At 49.1% G+C, this 17,135-nt stretch carries 16 protein-coding genes; all 16 read left to right on the forward strand.

Annotated features, from left to right (window positions below; translation table 11 throughout):
• Nucleotides 1-23 precede the first annotated feature (23 nt).
• The 16 genes from mazG to cysK all read left to right on the forward strand — a co-directional run bounded on the left by mazG (nt 24) and on the right by cysK (nt 17,048).
• On the forward strand, nt 24-1,502 hold the full coding sequence (mazG, locus tag ACDE64_RS00205; RefSeq protein WP_411348616.1) for a nucleoside triphosphate pyrophosphohydrolase: 1,479 nt from the start codon (nt 24-26) through the stop codon (nt 1,500-1,502).
• Between the two features lie 136 nt (nt 1,503-1,638).
• Nucleotides 1,639-1,911 carry an HU family DNA-binding protein gene (locus ACDE64_RS00210; RefSeq protein ID WP_367064449.1) on the forward strand — a complete coding sequence of 91 codons (273 nt, stop codon included), beginning with the start codon at nt 1,639-1,641 and terminating at the stop codon, nt 1,909-1,911.
• Nucleotides 1,912-2,187, forward strand: coding sequence for an RNA-binding S4 domain-containing protein (locus tag ACDE64_RS00215; RefSeq protein ID WP_367064450.1), 276 nt, complete (start codon nt 1,912-1,914; stop codon nt 2,185-2,187).
• A 302-nt stretch (nt 2,188-2,489) separates the two neighbouring features.
• The gene (locus tag ACDE64_RS00220) at nt 2,490-2,861 is read left to right on the forward strand and encodes an FtsB family cell division protein (protein WP_411348617.1); all 372 of its coding nucleotides are present in this window, start codon (nt 2,490-2,492) and stop codon (nt 2,859-2,861) included.
• 137 nt (nt 2,862-2,998) lie between these two features.
• On the forward strand, nt 2,999-3,517 hold the full coding sequence (locus tag ACDE64_RS00225; RefSeq protein ID WP_411344580.1) for a S1 domain-containing RNA-binding protein: 519 nt from the start codon (nt 2,999-3,001) through the stop codon (nt 3,515-3,517).
• 150 nt (nt 3,518-3,667) lie between these two features.
• Nucleotides 3,668-4,609: a protein kinase domain-containing protein gene (locus ACDE64_RS00230; protein WP_411348618.1), complete on the forward strand. Its 942-nt coding sequence runs from the start codon at nt 3,668-3,670 to the stop codon at nt 4,607-4,609.
• A gap of 49 nt (nt 4,610-4,658) precedes the next feature.
• Complete coding sequence (tilS, locus tag ACDE64_RS00235) at nt 4,659-6,089, forward strand: tRNA lysidine(34) synthetase TilS (RefSeq protein ID WP_411348619.1); 1,431 nt, start codon at nt 4,659-4,661, stop codon at nt 6,087-6,089.
• 55 nt (nt 6,090-6,144) lie between these two features.
• Nucleotides 6,145-6,684: a hypoxanthine phosphoribosyltransferase gene (gene hpt, locus ACDE64_RS00240; RefSeq protein WP_411344583.1), complete on the forward strand. Its 540-nt coding sequence runs from the start codon at nt 6,145-6,147 to the stop codon at nt 6,682-6,684.
• A 167-nt stretch (nt 6,685-6,851) separates the two neighbouring features.
• Complete coding sequence (gene ftsH, locus ACDE64_RS00245; RefSeq protein ID WP_411344584.1) at nt 6,852-8,900, forward strand: ATP-dependent zinc metalloprotease FtsH; 2,049 nt, start codon at nt 6,852-6,854, stop codon at nt 8,898-8,900.
• Nucleotides 8,901-9,476: 576 nt separating this feature from the next.
• Complete coding sequence (gene nadA / locus ACDE64_RS00250) at nt 9,477-10,421, forward strand: quinolinate synthase NadA (protein WP_411350195.1); 945 nt, start codon at nt 9,477-9,479, stop codon at nt 10,419-10,421.
• A gap of 151 nt (nt 10,422-10,572) precedes the next feature.
• On the forward strand, nt 10,573-12,252 hold the full coding sequence (gene nadB / locus ACDE64_RS00255) for an L-aspartate oxidase (RefSeq protein WP_411348620.1): 1,680 nt from the start codon (nt 10,573-10,575) through the stop codon (nt 12,250-12,252).
• Entirely contained in the window at nt 12,245-13,108 is an 864-nt protein-coding gene (gene nadC, locus ACDE64_RS00260) for a carboxylating nicotinate-nucleotide diphosphorylase (RefSeq protein WP_411348621.1), read from the forward strand. The genes nadB and nadC overlap by 8 nt, the downstream gene beginning before the upstream one ends.
• A gap of 6 nt (nt 13,109-13,114) precedes the next feature.
• Nucleotides 13,115-13,924, forward strand: coding sequence for a type III pantothenate kinase (locus tag ACDE64_RS00265; RefSeq protein ID WP_411344587.1), 810 nt, complete (start codon nt 13,115-13,117; stop codon nt 13,922-13,924).
• Nucleotides 13,925-14,135: 211 nt separating this feature from the next.
• The gene (gene hslO, locus ACDE64_RS00270; protein ID WP_411344588.1) at nt 14,136-15,026 is read left to right on the forward strand and encodes an Hsp33 family molecular chaperone HslO; all 891 of its coding nucleotides are present in this window, start codon (nt 14,136-14,138) and stop codon (nt 15,024-15,026) included.
• A gap of 15 nt (nt 15,027-15,041) precedes the next feature.
• Nucleotides 15,042-15,965 (forward strand): peptidylprolyl isomerase, encoded by a 924-nt coding sequence (locus ACDE64_RS00275; RefSeq protein WP_411348622.1) that lies wholly within the window; start codon nt 15,042-15,044, stop codon nt 15,963-15,965.
• Nucleotides 15,966-16,109: 144 nt separating this feature from the next.
• Entirely contained in the window at nt 16,110-17,048 is a 939-nt protein-coding gene (gene cysK, locus ACDE64_RS00280; protein WP_411344590.1) for a cysteine synthase A, read from the forward strand.
• The last annotated feature ends 87 nt before the right edge of the window (nt 17,049-17,135 follow it).

Raw genomic sequence — 17,135 nt, forward strand, 5'->3', positions numbered from 1 at the left:
TATTATGCTTAGGAGGGATGAACATGAGCGCTACCATTACGATTGTCGGTCTTGGCTCTGGTGACGAGGATCAGCTGACTGTCGGTATTTTCAAAAAGCTTCAGTCTGCCGAGCGTCTGTACGTGCGTACGAAGGATCATCCGGCACTGGAAGCTGTGACCGCCGAATTTGTAACGTTTGACGATGTATATGAAGAAAAAGAATCGTTTCCCGAAGTGTATGCTGAGATTGCACACCGTCTGCTGCAAGCTGCTGTATCGCATGAGGGTGAAGAGATTGTCTACGCGGTACCTGGGCACCCGATGGTGGCAGAGAAAACGGTACAATTATTGCGCGAAAAGGGAAAAGAGCAGCAGATTCAGGTTCATGTACTGGGCGGAGAGAGCTTTCTGGATGCAGCATTTACGCGGCTTGGATTTGATCCGATCGAAGGCTTCCAGCTGCTGGATGCGGCGGGGTTAAATGCTGAGCTACTGCAACCGCAGCTGCATACGGTCATCGGTCAGGTGTACGATACCTTTACCGCGTCAGATGTGAAGCTGAGCCTGATGGAGCTGTACCCGGACGATTATGAGGTGATCGTAGCGCATTATCTAGGTGTTGACGGTCAGGAGCAGATTTACCGCATACCGCTGCATGAACTGGATCATGTGCAGGAATATGGCAATCTGTCGCTGATCTATGTGCCGCGTACCGAAGATGAGCAAGTGCGCAATCGTACCTTTGCCCGTTTGCATGAGATTGTGCAGATTTTGCGCAGTCCGGGTGGATGTCCGTGGGATCGTGAGCAGACGCATACTTCATTGCGTCAGAATTTTATCGAAGAAACGTATGAAGTATTGGAAACGATCGACGACGATGACCCCGATCATATGCAGGAGGAGCTGGGCGATGTCCTGCTGCAAATTATGCTTCACTCCCAGATCGAAGAAGAAACCGGCACATTTAACGTATATGATGTGATCGAGGGGTTGAACCGCAAGCTGATCTTCCGCCATCCGCACGTATTTGGCGATAGACAGGCTGGAGATGCTCAGGCAGCCCTACAAAACTGGGATGCGATGAAAGCCGAGGAGAAGCGCCTCAAGGGGCAGGAGAAGGCAGCCTCTATTCTGGACGGCATCCCACGCGATCTACCAGCACTGCTCACCTCTTACAAGCTTCAGAAAAAAGCTGCCAAAGTCGGCTTCAACTGGGAGGATGTTGAGGGTGCTCTGGGCAAGCTGGACGAGGAACTCGCCGAGCTAAAAGAAGCGATTCGCGACGGTCAGACACCGGAGGAACAGCAGCTTGAACTAGGTGATTTGCTGTTCTGCGCGGTCAACATATCGCGCTTTATCAAGGCAGACCCGGAACAAGCGCTCGCACTTGTAAACCGCAAATTCAAGTACCGTTTTGGGTACATTGAACAGGCGCTACAGGCGCAGGGACGGGCTTTGGAAGATGCTGATTTGGCTGAAATGGATCGCCTATGGGATGAAGCCAAATCCCAGAATAAGTAAATTATTTTGCAGGAATTTGGGCTTGAGCCAAGAATGTACTATACTTAGGGAGCGGCTGTGTGTTAACATGCTGTTCATGGGACAGCACAAGGTTGACCCAGTTGAACTTTTTTGAAAATTTGGGAGGCTTTTAATAATGAACAAAACAGACCTGATCAACAACATTTCGAACAATAGCGGTTTGACTAAAAGAGACGTAGAAGTTGTACTGAACGGATTTCTGGATGAAATCACTGGCGCACTGTCCAAAGGCGACAAAGTACAACTGATCGGCTTCGGAACTTTCGAAACTCGTAAACGTGCTGCACGTACCGGACGCAACCCGCAAACTGGCGCTGAAATCAACATCCCTGAGTCCAACGTTCCTGCATTCAAAGCAGGTAACAAACTCAAAGAAGCGGTTAACTAAATGCGTCTGGACAAATTCCTGAAAGTATCAAGACTGATCAAGCGCCGCACCGTGGCCAAAGATGTGTCTGAGCAGGGACGAGTCCTGTTAAATGGGCGCGAGGCCAAGCCTAGCGCCACGGTTAAAGTCGGCGATGAGATTACCGTGCAATTCGGTCAAAAGCTCGTCACTGTTCGTGTCGAGCGTCTGGCGGAATCCACGCGCAAGGACGAGGCGGCTACGATGTACACGCTGCTCAAGGAAGAAGCGGTTCAGCGGAACAACGATTTGTTCTAACGATATCTGCCACTGCCGAATAGCGGAACTGCCATCGTGCGCAGATTCAGGGGCATCGGACGCTCGTCCGTGATCATACGGGCTGCAAAAGGCTGTTTTTGTGTCATTTTCGACACGAAAACAGCCTTTTACCATTTTCTTTGATGACAAAGTGTTACATTTGCTTATTTTGTGGTAATGTAACGTATAAGCAATAGTTATGTTAATCAAAGGTCACTCGACACTTATGCTTTTGCATCATCTCCAATCCGATGGAACGGAATGGAGCACACACATGAAACACTGTTCAAGGAGGAACCCTGATGATACCAAAACCAGTATCGGTACATAATGGCCGCCAACAGCAACTAAGAAAACAGAATGCTTCATCCCCTACACCTAATAACGGTGCGCGTAGACGGTTACGGATCTGGATGGTCGTGATGGTGCTTTTCCTCGGTTGGGCTGCCTATACATTTATTCATCAATCGATACAATTGTCCGCCAAAAAGCAGCAGCTTGTTGAGCAGCAGCAGAAGCAGACGGAAGCACAGGCGGTACTAACCCAATCGCAGACAGAATTGAAGCGTTTGGAAGATCCGGAATACATCGGTCAAGTGGCTCGTAAACAGTACGGCATGTATCTTCCGGGCGAAAAGCCGATCTGGGCGACGGAACCGCAGGAAAATAAGTAAATATCGACGTGAAATGAGCCGTAAGACGCGGGTTTCTCGGTTGACCTTACTAGGGGCTTCCGGTATAATTTAATCACCGCATGTAGCAATCCAAGTAGGATTTTACTGTACATTTTAAGGGAGGATCATTTTACTCTATGGCAATTGAAGTGGGCACGAAGTTAGAAGGCAAAGTGACAGGCATTACGCACTTTGGAGCATTTGTAGATCTGTCTGGAGGTGTCACTGGTCTTGTTCACATCTCGGAAATTGCCGACAATTACGTTAAGGATGTTAACGATCACCTGAAGCTAGGCGATGTCGTTACCGTTAAAGTAATCAATGTCGACAAGGATGGAAAAATTGGACTTTCGATTAAACAAGCAGTAGATAAACCAGCAGAGGCAGCACCATCTTCAAGACCACCATCCTCCAGACCTCCACGTCCGGAATCTCGTGGCGGCGGCAGAGATGGCGGAGATCGTCCTAGTGGCGGTGGCGGCGGTTTTAATCGCGGCGATCGTGGTGGACGTTCGTTTAACAAGCCTTCTTTTCCTAATAAAGCTTCATTCGATGATAAATTGACTCGCTTCCTCAAAGATAGCGAAGAGCGTATTTCATCATTGAAAAAAAATACGGAATCCAAGCGTGGAGGCCGTGGTGCCAAGCGAAGCTAATCCTCACCTGGCATACAGTATGATAAATAACGACCGTAGACGTTTTGTCGTCTACGGTTTTTTGCTTATGATGCAGGATTACACGCAAATAATGTAACTAGATATGGTACACTGGGACAATACCCAACCTGATGGGAAGGAGAGACTCGGTTGTCGACATTGGAACATTCTGAATTGCCGGCAGGCACAACAGTGATAGGTAGAACGAGAGGCCAGCAATACGTCGTTCAGCGGACACTGGGCAAAGGCACCAACGGGATCGTTTATCTGGTGAGCAATGCGCAAGGTCAGCAGTACGCACTCAAGATGGCAACCGTAAACCATAACCTACAGCCGGAGATCAAGCTCCTGTTTTCCTTACATAAGCACTGGAAGTTGACCGGCAGAAATGATTCCAACCGTTACCTGTACGATGTCGACGACTATGAGGAGACGGGGGAAAGTATTCCTTTCTATGTGATGAAATACGTCAAAGGTCAGCCACTCAGTCTCTACCTGCGCGCACGCGGCGCAGATCGGATCGGGATTGCCGGACTCGGCGTGCTGGAGATTTTATCCGAACTGCACGAATCAGGCTGGGTGTTCGGTGATCTAAAAGCCGAGCATGTGATCATGTCCGATGAAGGACAGGTCGATCTGATTGATTATGGCGGTGCGCGTCCACAGGGACAGAGTATTCACCAGTTTACGGAATGGTATGATCGCAAGTACTGGAAGGCAGGCGATCGGGTTGGCGATTATGCGTATGATCTGTTTGCATTTGCCGTGATTTGTCTCAAGCTATTCAATGAACCGGGATTGCAGCGAATTATCTCGACCCAGCTGCCACAAATACGCAGTGAGGCCGATCTGGTGCAACTGATCGATCATACGCCGGGATTACGTCTGTATAACGGCTGGCTGAAAAAGGCGGTCAAAGGCGAATTCCGAAGCACACGCGAAGCTTATTACAGCTGGCGTGCGATTACTCGCTCTGGGCTTCCGGGGAATCGTAGCAGTAATGATCTGATGACGATGCGTCTGCGCAATGCCTTTATCTGGTCATTGATCGGGTTAGGCATTGTGTTGCTGGCGATCTATTTTCGGGGCTGAGCGGATCGGCAATGATAACATGCAAGGGTAAACAGAGGAGAGAAGCAACATGGATACACCTCACTGGAACAGCATCGTGAAGCAGACGAAGGCATTGGTGCAGGAGGGCATATTGCCTGTCCATTGCACCATCGTCGTGGCAGTATCCGGTGGGCCGGATTCGGTAGCTCTGCTGCATACGCTGCATGTGCTGTCACCGGTATATGGCTGGCGTCTGGTGTGCGCTCATATGAATCATGGATTTCGACCAGAGGAATCGGCGACAGAGGCGATGTTTGTAGAGCAGCTGGCAGCAGAGCTGGAGATTCCTTTGGAATGGGAAACGGCGGATGCACCTGCCTATATGCAGCAGACCGGGCTAGGCGCGCAAGAAGCGGCACGTCACTTGCGGTATGATTTTCTGCACCGAGTTGCCTCTGGTTACAACGCAGAGGCAATCGCACTTGCCCATCATATGGACGATCAGGCGGAGACGATCTTGATGCGGATTTTGCGTGGCACCGGCCCTGAAGGACTTGGTGGAATGAAATTGCGCAGAACCGAAAAAAATGTGGAACTTATCCGTCCGTTCCTACGTATATACAAGGCAGACCTCATTGGCGCATGCCGTGAATGTGGGTTTCGCTATATGACAGACAGCAGCAATGACCAGCGCAAGTACACGCGCAACGCCATCCGGCTGGACGTGCTGCCTTTTCTGGAACCATTTAACAATCAACTCGTACCGGCATTGTCCCGGCTGGCGGAGATCGCAAGTACGGAAAATGAATATATTGTTCAACAGACCGAGACGTTGTATAACGAATTGGTTAAAGAGAAAGAAGGATCATTTTCATTTTCCGCAGCTTCCTTTGTCACGGTGCATGTCGCTTTACAACGGAGGTTGATTAAACTAATATTAAATTATCTGTCATCGGCTAATGAGACCTTTGATTTCGCCAAAATCGAAATCATTCGTCGTCAGATTGAACAAAGCGATCTCGCAAGCTGGAATTTGGATGTCGGAAGCCGTATTATCTGTATACGGGAATACGACGATATTCGGTTTATGCAGATATCCGAACAGGAAGCTGCACCATTTTGCCTTCCTGTACAGCATGAAGATGCTGTAGTGTATGTACCGGGCACTTCTGCACGTTTGGAAGTGACAGTACGGCATGGAGGTCATACTCTATCCGAGTCGGTTGCACTATCTTCGGACGAAGCGTTTTTCGATGCGGATCTATTGGATTTTCCGCTTTATTTGCGTTCCCGCCGTCCCGGTGATGTGATTGCCTTGCTCGGTGGCGGAACAAAAAAAGTAAAAAATCTTTTTATCGATGCCAAGATACCATTATCTCAGCGCGATCGTATGCCTCTGCTGGTTGATGTCAGCGGACGTATATTATGGATACCCGGGTTACGGCGCGCACGTGAAGCGCTGCTGGGACAAGATACGAATCGCTGTCTTTATATGAAAATCGTAAAGTCTGAAGATTAATGTTTGATTTCCATCGATTTAGCTTGATAAGTATAATGTAGGAGGTTCATCCAAGTTGCACAACGATATCAAAGAAGTGCTCATCAGTGAAGAAGAAATTCAACAGAAGATTTTGGAGCTGGGTGCTACACTCAGCGAGGATTACAAAGAGCGCAATCCGCTCGTTATTTGTGTCCTAAAAGGTGCATTCGTATTCATGGCGGATCTTGTGAAACGGATCGAAGTACCGCTTGAAATCGATTTTATGGCGGTATCCAGCTATGGTGCTTCCACCAAATCGTCCGGTGTCGTGAAGATCGTCAAAGATCTGGATGTTTCTGTGGAAGACCGGGATGTACTTATTGTTGAGGACATTATTGATAGTGGTCTCACGCTCAGCTATCTCATCGAGATTCTTCGCGGTCGTAATGCGAAGAGTGTGCGTGTAGTAACCCTTTTCGATAAACCGTCTGGTCGTACCGTCAATCTGGAAGCTGATTATACCGGATTCAATATTCCGGATGCTTTCATTGTAGGATATGGTCTGGACTATGCCGAGCATTACCGGAATCTCCCCTACATTGGGATTTTAAAACCGGAAATTTATTCGAGCTAATTACCTTGCCTGCGAATACCCGGTATTCGAATGGGCGTCGACAGAAAGCGGGGTTATTGGTGACTTTGCATAACTCTGACAATATCTGTTATTGTGCTCTGGCATCTATTGAGAACGCCAGACAGGCTATGGTAAAATAATTTAAGTGTCTTGAGAGGAGGTAGGGGATGAATCGGTTCATCCGGAATTCTGGTTTCTATTTAATACTTTTCTTAGTCGTGGTGGGCATCGTCCGTTACGTAAGTGACGGAAGTGAAACTACCGATAATCCAAGATATGACCAGCTCAAAGCAGCACTTGCCGCCGGTAATGTAGCATCGGTGACGATTCAATTCGACAACTATGCTTACCTGGTAACCGGGGAATACAAAACGCAACCTGCTGATGCAAAATCCAAGCAGTTTACAAGCTATATCCCTGCCACCGATACAGCGGTGAACGAGATCAACTCCGCTATTGACGGTTCAGGGACGCAGGTGACGGTGAAGCCGATGGAAGGCGACAGTATTTGGTTGTCCTTTATCACTTCCATGATCCCGCTCGTCATTATGTTTATCCTCTTCTTCTTCCTGTTTAATCAGGCGCAAGGGGGCGGCGGCAAAGTGATGAACTTTGGCAAAAGCCGTGCGCGTCTGTATAACGAAGAGAAGAAAAAGATTACATTTGAGGATGTAGCTGGTGCGGACGAGGAGAAACAAGAACTCGTCGAGGTCGTGGACTTCCTCAAAGATCCGCGTAAATTTAATACGGTCGGAGCGCGCATTCCAAAAGGCGTTCTGCTCGTCGGTCCTCCGGGTACCGGTAAAACCCTCCTTGCCCGTGCAGTAGCCGGGGAAGCGGGCGTGCCGTTCTTCAGCATCTCCGGTTCTGACTTCGTCGAAATGTTCGTCGGTGTCGGTGCATCCCGTGTTCGTGACTTGTTTGAAAATGCGAAGAAAAATGCACCTTGTATTATCTTTATTGACGAGATTGACGCTGTAGGTCGTCAACGTGGCGCCGGTCTTGGTGGCGGACATGATGAACGTGAGCAAACGCTCAACCAATTGCTCGTTGAGATGGATGGATTTGGCGCCAACGAAGGTATCATCATCGTGGCTGCAACGAACCGTCCGGATATTCTCGACCCTGCGCTTCTGCGTCCAGGTCGTTTTGACCGTCAAATTACAGTCGATCGTCCGGATGTCAAAGGTCGTGAAGCGGTGCTCAAAGTTCATGCCCGCAACAAGCCGTTGACCAAAGATGTCAAACTTGATATTATCGCCAAACGTACAACAGGCTTTACCGGAGCGGATCTGGAAAACCTGCTGAATGAAGCGGCATTGCTGGCGGCTCGTCGTAACCGCCGCGACATCTCGATGACTGAGGTGGATGAAGCGATCGACCGTGTAATCGTCGGTACAGAGAAACGCAGCCGCGTAATCAGCGACCGCGAGAAACGCATCGTCGCTTACCACGAAGCCGGTCATACGATTGTTGGTTACTTCCTGGAACACGCCGATATGGTACACAAAGTAACAATCGTACCGCGCGGACGTGCTGGCGGATATGTAATCATGATGCCGAAGGAAGACCGTACACTCGTAACCAAACAGGAATTGCTGGATAAAGTAACTGGTCTCCTCGGCGGACGTGTGGCGGAAGAACTGTACATCGGTGAGATTGGTACCGGTGCTTACAGTGACTTCCAACAGGCAACAAGTATCGTACGCAGCATGATCGTTGAATACGGTATGAGTGAGAAGCTCGGACCGATGCAGTTTGGCAGTTCGCAAGGTCAAGTATTCCTGGGTCGTGACTTGGGTCACGAACAGAATTACAGTGATGCGATTGCTTATGAGATTGATCAGGAGATGAACCGTTTTATTACGGAATCGTACGAGCGTTGCCGCGAATTGCTGCAAAAGCATTCCCGCGAAATGCATCTGATCGCTCAAACGCTGCTTGAAGTAGAAACACTGGACTTCGAACAGATCAAATATCTGATCGAAAATGGCTCGCTGGAAGGCTTCGGCGAAGGCACATCCGGTGGCAACAATGATGGAACACCAACAGAAACTGGTGAACCAACATTCGATAGCATCGGTGATTCCAAAGTCCGTTTGGACAAAGATGATACGACTTCTTCCTCTCCGGAAGCAGGTGGTAACATCCCGAATAATCCAAATGATGATTCTGGCGATAACCGTGGTCCAGGTGGAGGTACACCAACGATCTAATCCATCGTACGGTGACGCTTTATCTGAATGGATCATAGCTATCACGTGATCAAATAATGCAATATAGAATACAAACAACCTACCCCTGAAGATCATATGATCTTCGGGGGTTTTTGTTTTGCCTGATGATAGAAGCATCAAGCATATCCACCTACGCAAGATTTTGAGATTGACAAGCACTGTTCAAATTGTGTACAGTATTGGGGAAGTTGATCACATTTTAGACACATTTCGCACTGGAGTACGCAATTTTTTTCACAATGTTATGTGGTTATCGTCTGGTTCGTATTCGTCTGTGTGAATGTGATCTTGTCTTTGTGGGAGACATATAGACAAGAGTGAGCGATGAATCAGGCTTGTGCAGAGACATAGAGCGGGTATGAGCTATCTTTCATAACATCATGAAGCTAACAACGAGTTGATACGTTTATAGATCGGATTGCGTATTGGTCTGTTCATTCTATATGTATCGTTCCTTGTGATAGCTTGGCATTACAGAGAATCGTCGATGACTTGAATTGTGAAAATTATTTCAAGAAATGTGAAAAAAATTTCAAACTACAGGGAGATGACATGATGGAAGCATTAGCACTGGAAAAGAAAGCAGAACGCGATGCGGAGCTGCGGGAACGTCTGATTCAGCTGAAAAAGGAACGCAATGCGATTATTCTTGCTCATTATTATCAGCGTGACGAGATTCAGGAAGTTGCCGATTTTCGTGGCGATTCATTTTTGCTAGCTCAGAAAGCGGCACAGACGGATGCGGATACTATCGTATTTTGCGGTGTGCATTTCATGGGGGAGAGCGCCAAAATTCTCGCACCCAACAAGACAGTCATTATTCCCGACGAGCGCGCGGGTTGCCCGATGGCGGATATGGTTAACGTGGATGGGCTGCGCAAGTTAAAAGCTCAGCATCCGAACGCCAAAGTCGTCACCTATATTAATTCCTCTGCTGACGTGAAGGCAGAAACGGATATTTGCTGCACTTCTGCCAATGCGGTCAAGGTGATCCAATCCGTTGACTCCGATGAGATCATCTGGGTGCCGGACAAGAATCTCGGTCATTATGTACAGCAACACACCGATAAGAAGATGATTATTTGGGAAGGCTACTGCAATACCCATGATATGCTGACCGTGAAGGATGTATTCGAAATGAAAGCCAAATACCCGAATGCGCAGTTTGTCGTGCATCCCGAATGCCGTCCAGAAGTCGTAGCATTGGGTGATTTTGTAGGCAGTACGACTGCGATTATTAAATATTGCCGCGAATCAGACGTACAGGAATTCATCGTTGGTACGGAAGATGGTACCGGGTATCAGCTGCGCAAGGACAGCCCAGATAAGCAATTTTATTTTGCTAGTAAATATCTCGTTTGTCCCAATATGAAGGTGAACAATCTGAAAAAGCTGGTCAATTGTCTGGAAACAATGAAGCCGCAAATTTACGTACCGCCTGCTATTGCAGATCGTGCCCGTGTATCGCTGGAGCGGATGCTGGAAGTCTCATCCTCGTAAATTACCATTGTCTATATACTATTTGCTGTTGGCTATGTATTTGCTGTTGGGTAAGCTTCATTGGTCGTATTGCTGCAAACAGCTGCATAGATGAGTAAGTGGATACAATGATAACATGATGACAGAACCAGAAAGGCAGGCAAATAGAATCATGCAGCAGTCAAGATTCACAGTCTCTATCAATGATGATTACGACGATACTGTGTATACCGATGTACTGGTGATCGGAACGGGCATTGCCGGGTTGTTTACTGCTCTGGCAGCAAGTGAACATAAGAACGTGCTATTAATCACAAAGGATATACTGCTGGAAAGCAATACACGTTATGCACAGGGTGGCATCGCTGCGGTGATGGCACAGGATGATTCGCCTCACTTTCATCTGGAAGATACACTGCTGGCAGGAGCGGGTTTGTGCGAGCAGCATGCGGTATATGTACTGGTACAGGAAGGACCAGAGCGAGTACAGGAGCTGATGATGCTTGGAACGGCATTTGATATGTTGGACGGCAAGCTGGAGCTAACACGCGAAGGAGCGCATAGCCACCGCCGCATTTTGCATGCGAATGGCGACTCGACTGGACATGAGATTGTGCGGGCATTGTCGCGGCAAGTACAGCAGCATGACAGGATTGATGTGTGGGAGCGGCATAGTACGGTGGAGCTGCTCATGCAGGATGAGCAGTGCATCGGGGCGGTTATTCGCAAGCCGGATGGTCATGTGCTGCATGTCATCTCACAAGCGACCGTATTGTGTACGGGCGGCAGCGGACAGCTATATGAGCATACGACCAATCCAGAAGTGGCTACTGCCGATGGCATCGCGATTGCGTATCGGGCAGGTGCGCAGCTGCGAGATATGGAATTTATCCAGTTTCATCCGACAGCGCTTTGTTATCCAGGTGCGCCGCGCTTTTTGATTTCGGAGGCGGTACGCGGGGAAGGGGCGATCTTGCGCAATACACAGGGTGAAGCGTTTATGCCGAATTATCATGCGCTGGGTGATTTGGCACCACGGGATATTGTATCCCGGGCGATTGTAAGTGAGATGGAGCGGGATGGTAGTGCTTTTGTATATCTGGACATTACGCACGAATCAGAGCAGCAGCTGCGACATCGCTTTCCGACCATTTATGAAACTTGTCTGCGGTATGGACTGAATCTGGCGCAAGATTGGATTCCGGTTTCTCCGGCAGCGCATTATATGATGGGTGGTATTCGTACCGATGATAACGGGGAGAGCAGCATTGCGCGCTTATTTGCCTGTGGGGAAGTGTCGTCTACGGGCATTCATGGAGCGAATCGGCTGGCAAGCAACTCACTGTCTGAAGCGGTTGTATACGGTCGCCGAATTGCACAGCGCATTATGGAATTGCCGCTGCTGGAGATGATGAGCGATCAGACTGTATTTTCTGACCCTTTCAATGTAAATAAATTCACAACCCCATCTTCGTTATTATCTGCGCCGTCATCTGTCATGCAATCGCAATTGTTGGATGTGCGGCTTGCACTGCGGCGATGCATGACGATGTATGCAGGTATTCGCCGTACAGCTACTGGTCTGCAACAGGGGCTAGAGCAGCTGCAACATATCCAGCGTCAATATGATACGCTACCAGGCTATACGTTTACGATGGATCGGGATCATGATGAGCTGGGCAATATGCTGCTTGTCGGACGCTTGATTATGCTCGCGGCGCTTCAGCGTGAGGAGAGTCGCGGTGGGCATTATCGGGACGATTTTCCAGAGCGAGACGATGTAAACTGGCATAAGCATACGATTCAGCACCGACAATATGGGCTAAGTGAGGAGAAGATCAGTCATGTTTAACGGATATCAGGAGCAGCTGGATACATGGATCAGACACTGGCTACAGGAGGATGTAGGTGCAGGCGATGTAACGACCGCTGTGACCGTTCCGCAGGGGCATATGAGCCGGGCGGTAATCCATGCCAAGCAGGATGGCACTCTGGCGGGATTGCCGATAGCGGAGCGCGTATTTGCCGTCGTTGATTGCAGTCTTCATTTTCAGGCAGTGGCAATTGAGGGGCAATTGCTGCAAAAAGGTGATATTATAGCAGAAGTGGAAGGCAGTACCCATTCGCTGTTAACGGGCGAGCGCTTGGCGCTGAATTTGCTGCAACGGATGTCTGGCATTGCGACTGGGACAGCAGAATATGTTCAGCGCATAGCAGGGCTGCCAGTACGGCTGGTTGATACACGCAAGACGACACCCGGTCACCGGATGCTGGAAAAGTATGCCGTGCGCATCGGTGGCGGAGCGAATCATCGCTTTGGATTGTATGATGCAGTGATGATCAAGGACAATCATATCAAAGCCGCTGGTGGCATTACGGCGGCTGTACAATCGGCACGCGCTGCCATTCCGCATACGATGACGATTGAAGTGGAGACGGAATTCATCGCTCAAGTACACGAAGCACTGGACAGCGGCGCTGATATTATTATGCTGGATAATATGGACAGTACCAATATGCGCGAAGCGGTACAGCTGATACGCAGCCATAGCCCACATGTGAAGATTGAAGCATCCGGCAATGTCTCGCTGGATACGATTCGCGGACTGGCAGAGACGGGGATCGATATTATATCGGTTGGACGGCTGACGTATTCATTTCATAATCTGGATATCAGCCTTGATCTTGGAGCCAAAAAGAAGGAGTGACCCTCATTGATACTGGTGATTGATATTGGGAATACGAATATCGTATTCGGCATTTATAAAGAAAAAACATTGCTGCATCATTTTCGTATCCATACCAATCGCCAGGCGACCCCGGACGAATACGGTGTAACGGTTCATCAGTTATTTCAGATGTCTGGTATTGCGACGCAGGCGCTAGAAGGCATTATCATTTCATCGGTCGTGCCGCCGATCATGCATACGCTGGAAGAGATGTGTGCGAAGTATTTGCATCATACGCCGGTAATTGTCGGGCCGGGTATTCGTACCGGCTTGAATCTGCGGTATGAGAATCCGCGTGAGGTAGGGGCTGATCGGATCGCCAATGCGGTAGCAGCGATTGCGATTTATGGCAGTCCAGTGATCGTAGTCGATTTTGGCACGGCGACGACGTTTGATTGCATTGATAGTCAGGGGAATTATTTGGGTGGGGCGATTGTGCCGGGAATCGGCATTTCGACCGAGGCGCTGTATCAGCGTGCTTCCAAGCTGCCGAATATTGAGCTAGAGAAGCCGCGCAAGGTGATCGGACGCAATACGATTCATGCGATGCAGTCGGGTATTATTTTCGGATACGCTGGTCAAGTCGATGGCATCGTCAAACGTATTCACGAGGAGCTGGGTGAACGCGCGCGTGTTGTCGCTACCGGTGGTCAAGCGGAGCTGATTGCGAGCGAAACAGACAGCATTGACGAGGTGAATCCACTGCTGACGCTGGAAGGACTGCGTTTGATCTATGAGCGTAATCGCATCTCTGGTAAAGCAGTTGCCCGCAATGATGGATCATCTATTTTATAATTGCATACATTTCCAAGCCGACAGGCAGCACAAAACTTTTGACGTGTACGCAGCGTCACTTTAGAATATAAAGTGCTGAACCTGTGCGGCTTTTTTTGCAGCCGCCTTGTAATGACGTTACAATAATAGGGTAATGTGCAATACAATCACTACCACATCCTTAATGAACAACAGGATCAAGCGACGCATAATTGAGAGGAGTTTTATATAGATGGAACAACAACACAAGTCGGATCGCCTGATCCGCGGTATCGCTTTGGGTGGCAAAATTCGTGCATTTGCCATTCGTTCGACTGAGCTAGTAGAGGAACTGCGCCGCAGACATGACACTTGGCCAACTGCCACAGCGGCACTTGGTCGCACACTGAGCACTGCTGCGATGATGGGCGCTATGCTCAAGGGCGAAGAGAAATTAACGCTTCAGGTCAAAGGAAACGGACCGCTCGGACAGATCGTAGCGGATGCTAATGCCAAAGGCGAGGTTCGCGGGTATGTGGACAATCCACATGTGCATCTGCCAAGCAATGCGATGGGCAAACTGGATGTTGCTGGTGCAGTAGGTACCGAAGGCTTTGTCTATGTGATCAAAGATCTCGGTCTCAAGGAGCCATATCGTGGCAGTGTGCCGATTATCTCCGGCGAGCTGGGTGAAGACTTTACGTACTATTTTGCTACATCCGAGCAGACGCCATCTGCGGTCGGTGTAGGCGTGCTAGTCAATACGGATAACTCCGTAATCGTAGCGGGTGGATTCATTATTCAATTGCTGCCGGGTCTGAACGATGCCGAGATTGATGCCATTGAGAAGGCGCTATCTACATTGCCGCCAGTAACGACACTGCTGGAGCAAGGGCTGGAACTGGAAGATATGCTGCGCAAGATTTTGCCGGACGTGGAAATTATGGATCAGATGGATATCGTGTTCAACTGCGCATGCTCGCGTGAACGCGTTGAGCAAACCTTGGTCAGTCTGGGCGAGTACGAATTGACGCAACTGATCGAGGAAGACGGTCAGGCGGAAGTCGTTTGCCATTTCTGTAACGAGAAGTACCAGTTTAACCGTCAGGATCTGGAACACATTCTGACTGAAGCCAAAAGCTAAAGGAAGACAAGACATATGACGAAGGGCAGATCACCGTTATGGACAGCCGTCATGGTCTTGGTCATAGTCATTATTATGCTGCTCGGAGCCTTTTGGGTCATCCGAGCAGTTCAGCATTCTGGCGGTGACGGCGCAGCAGTAGCAGTCGTGAACAATCAGGAGATCAGCGAGGATCAGTGGGTTGCGGAGCTGAAGAAACGCTACGGTCAGGAGATTCTGACCCAGATGATGAATCGCAAGGCAGTTCAGCTGGAAGCACAGACGCTGCATATTGAGGTCAGTCAGCAAGAGATCGACGATAGCTTGCAGGAGCAGATTAGCGGCTATGATTCACCAGCTGCCTTTTACAAGGAAATGAGCAGTCAGTTCGGATTAAGTCAGCAGGATTTGCAGAACGAGGCGACGTATCAGATTCAATTGGAAAAGATCGCTACAGCCAGCATCAACGTGACCGACGCGCAGATCGATAGCTATTTGCAGCAGCATGAACAGCAGAATAGTCAGCAGCGACAGTACGAACTGGCATGGATCAAAACGGATAGCGAAGATCAGGCGAATGAAGCGGTGCAGCGGATTGAGAACGGTGAGGAATTTGGCGATGTTGCCAAGCAGCTATCCATCGATTCGTTTTCAGCTTCCAACGGTGGCGAATTGGGCTGGATCGACGATGATGATCCATTTCAACCAGCTGAGATGATGAAGGTTGTCAAAACGATGAACAAAGGCGATATCGTTGGTCCAATCAAGCTAGATGATAGCGGATACGCCGTTGTGCAGATGCTGGATATTCGGTTGCCGCAAACGTCCAAGCTAGAAATTAGCCGCGACACCGCTCGCCGCAAAATCGCGCTGGAACGCGCTCGTCCGCTGACTGAAGTCGAGCAGCAGCTACGGAAAAAGTACAATGCGTATATTTTATCCGCGAATCCGCAGGAATAAGGAACAGAACATTGACAACGATGTTCCATATTGGTACTATTAAGTCATATTAATACCTACCATTTTACTCGGATTAGCGTAGTTCACACATACAGGGTGTAACACCCATTGCTACGTTCCATTATTTGAAGGAGGGCAACACGCATGGCAAAAGTCGTAAATAACGTGACAGAATTGATTGGAGGAACTCCACTCGTTCGTTTGAACCGTTTAGTTCCGGAAGATAGCGCAGAAATCTATCTGAAGCTGGAATACCAGAACCCGGGTTCCAGTGTCAAAGACCGCATTGCGATCAGCATTGTGGAAGAAGCGGAAAAACAAGGACTGCTGAAACCGGGCGGTACGATCGTTGAAGCAACCAGCGGTAACACGGGTATCGGTCTGGCTATGGTCGCAGCAGCCAAAGGCTACAAATGCGTGATCGTGATGCCGGAAACGATGAGCTTGGAGCGTCGTAACCTGCTGCGTGCCTACGGTGCTGAACTGGTGCTGACTCCGGGATCGGAAGGTATGAACGGTGCGGTCAAAAAAGCGGAAAGTATCCTCAAAGAAAACCCGGACTACTTTATCGCAGAACAATTTAAAAACAAAGCCAATGTGAAAATTCACCGCGAAACAACCGGTCCAGAGATCGTGGAAGCGATCGACTCCATCGGCGGTTCGCTGGATGCCTTTATCGCTGGTATCGGTACAGGCGGTACGATCACAGGCGCAGGCGAAATCCTCAAAGAGCGTTTCCCTGAAGTGAAAATCTATGCAGTCGAGCCAGCGGCATCGCCGATTCTGGCAGGCGGACAACCCGGTCCTCACAAAATTCAAGGGATCGGTGCCAACTTCGTTCCAGAAATTCTCAACCGTGACATCTACGATGAGATTATCCACGTAGAGAACGAAGAAGCATTCGAAACGGCACGCCGTGTAGCCAAAGAAGAAGGCGTACTGTCTGGTATTTCTTCCGGTGCAGCTGTACATGCCGCACTGAAAGTAGCCAAAGAACTCGGCAAAGGCAAACGCATCGTCGTAATTATCCCAAGTAACGGCGAACGCTACCTGAGTACACCGCTGTACAACTTCGAATCGTAATTTTATATTGCATCCTATACTGCGGATCAGTAGGAAGGTAGTATCTTCTCTGAACGACAGTTTACAAAAGTCCTCCATCTCCGGTAT

Source organism: Paenibacillus sp. WLX2291, assembly GCF_046603665.1.
In the GTDB taxonomy this organism is placed as follows: domain Bacteria; phylum Bacillota; class Bacilli; order Paenibacillales; family Paenibacillaceae; genus Saccharibacillus.

Bases quoted from the DNA above. Each gene is read 5' to 3' on its own strand.
- mazG (WP_411348616.1), top strand. From the start codon at position 24: ATGAGCGCTACCATTACGATTGTCGGTCTTGGCTCTGGTGACGAGGAT.
- ACDE64_RS00210 (WP_367064449.1), top strand. From the start codon at position 1,639: ATGAACAAAACAGACCTGATCAACAACATTTCGAACAATAGCGGTTTG.
- ACDE64_RS00215 (WP_367064450.1), top strand. From the start codon at position 1,912: ATGCGTCTGGACAAATTCCTGAAAGTATCAAGACTGATCAAGCGCCGC.
- ACDE64_RS00220 (WP_411348617.1), top strand. From the start codon at position 2,490: ATGATACCAAAACCAGTATCGGTACATAATGGCCGCCAACAGCAACTA.
- ACDE64_RS00225 (WP_411344580.1), top strand. From the start codon at position 2,999: ATGGCAATTGAAGTGGGCACGAAGTTAGAAGGCAAAGTGACAGGCATT.
- tilS (WP_411348619.1), top strand. From the start codon at position 4,659: ATGGATACACCTCACTGGAACAGCATCGTGAAGCAGACGAAGGCATTG.
- ftsH (WP_411344584.1), top strand. From the start codon at position 6,852: ATGAATCGGTTCATCCGGAATTCTGGTTTCTATTTAATACTTTTCTTA.
- nadA (WP_411350195.1), top strand. From the start codon at position 9,477: ATGGAAGCATTAGCACTGGAAAAGAAAGCAGAACGCGATGCGGAGCTG.
- nadB (WP_411348620.1), top strand. From the start codon at position 10,573: ATGCAGCAGTCAAGATTCACAGTCTCTATCAATGATGATTACGACGAT.
- nadC (WP_411348621.1), top strand. From the start codon at position 12,245: ATGTTTAACGGATATCAGGAGCAGCTGGATACATGGATCAGACACTGG.
- hslO (WP_411344588.1), top strand. From the start codon at position 14,136: ATGGAACAACAACACAAGTCGGATCGCCTGATCCGCGGTATCGCTTTG.
- ACDE64_RS00275 (WP_411348622.1), top strand. From the start codon at position 15,042: ATGACGAAGGGCAGATCACCGTTATGGACAGCCGTCATGGTCTTGGTC.
- cysK (WP_411344590.1), top strand. From the start codon at position 16,110: ATGGCAAAAGTCGTAAATAACGTGACAGAATTGATTGGAGGAACTCCA.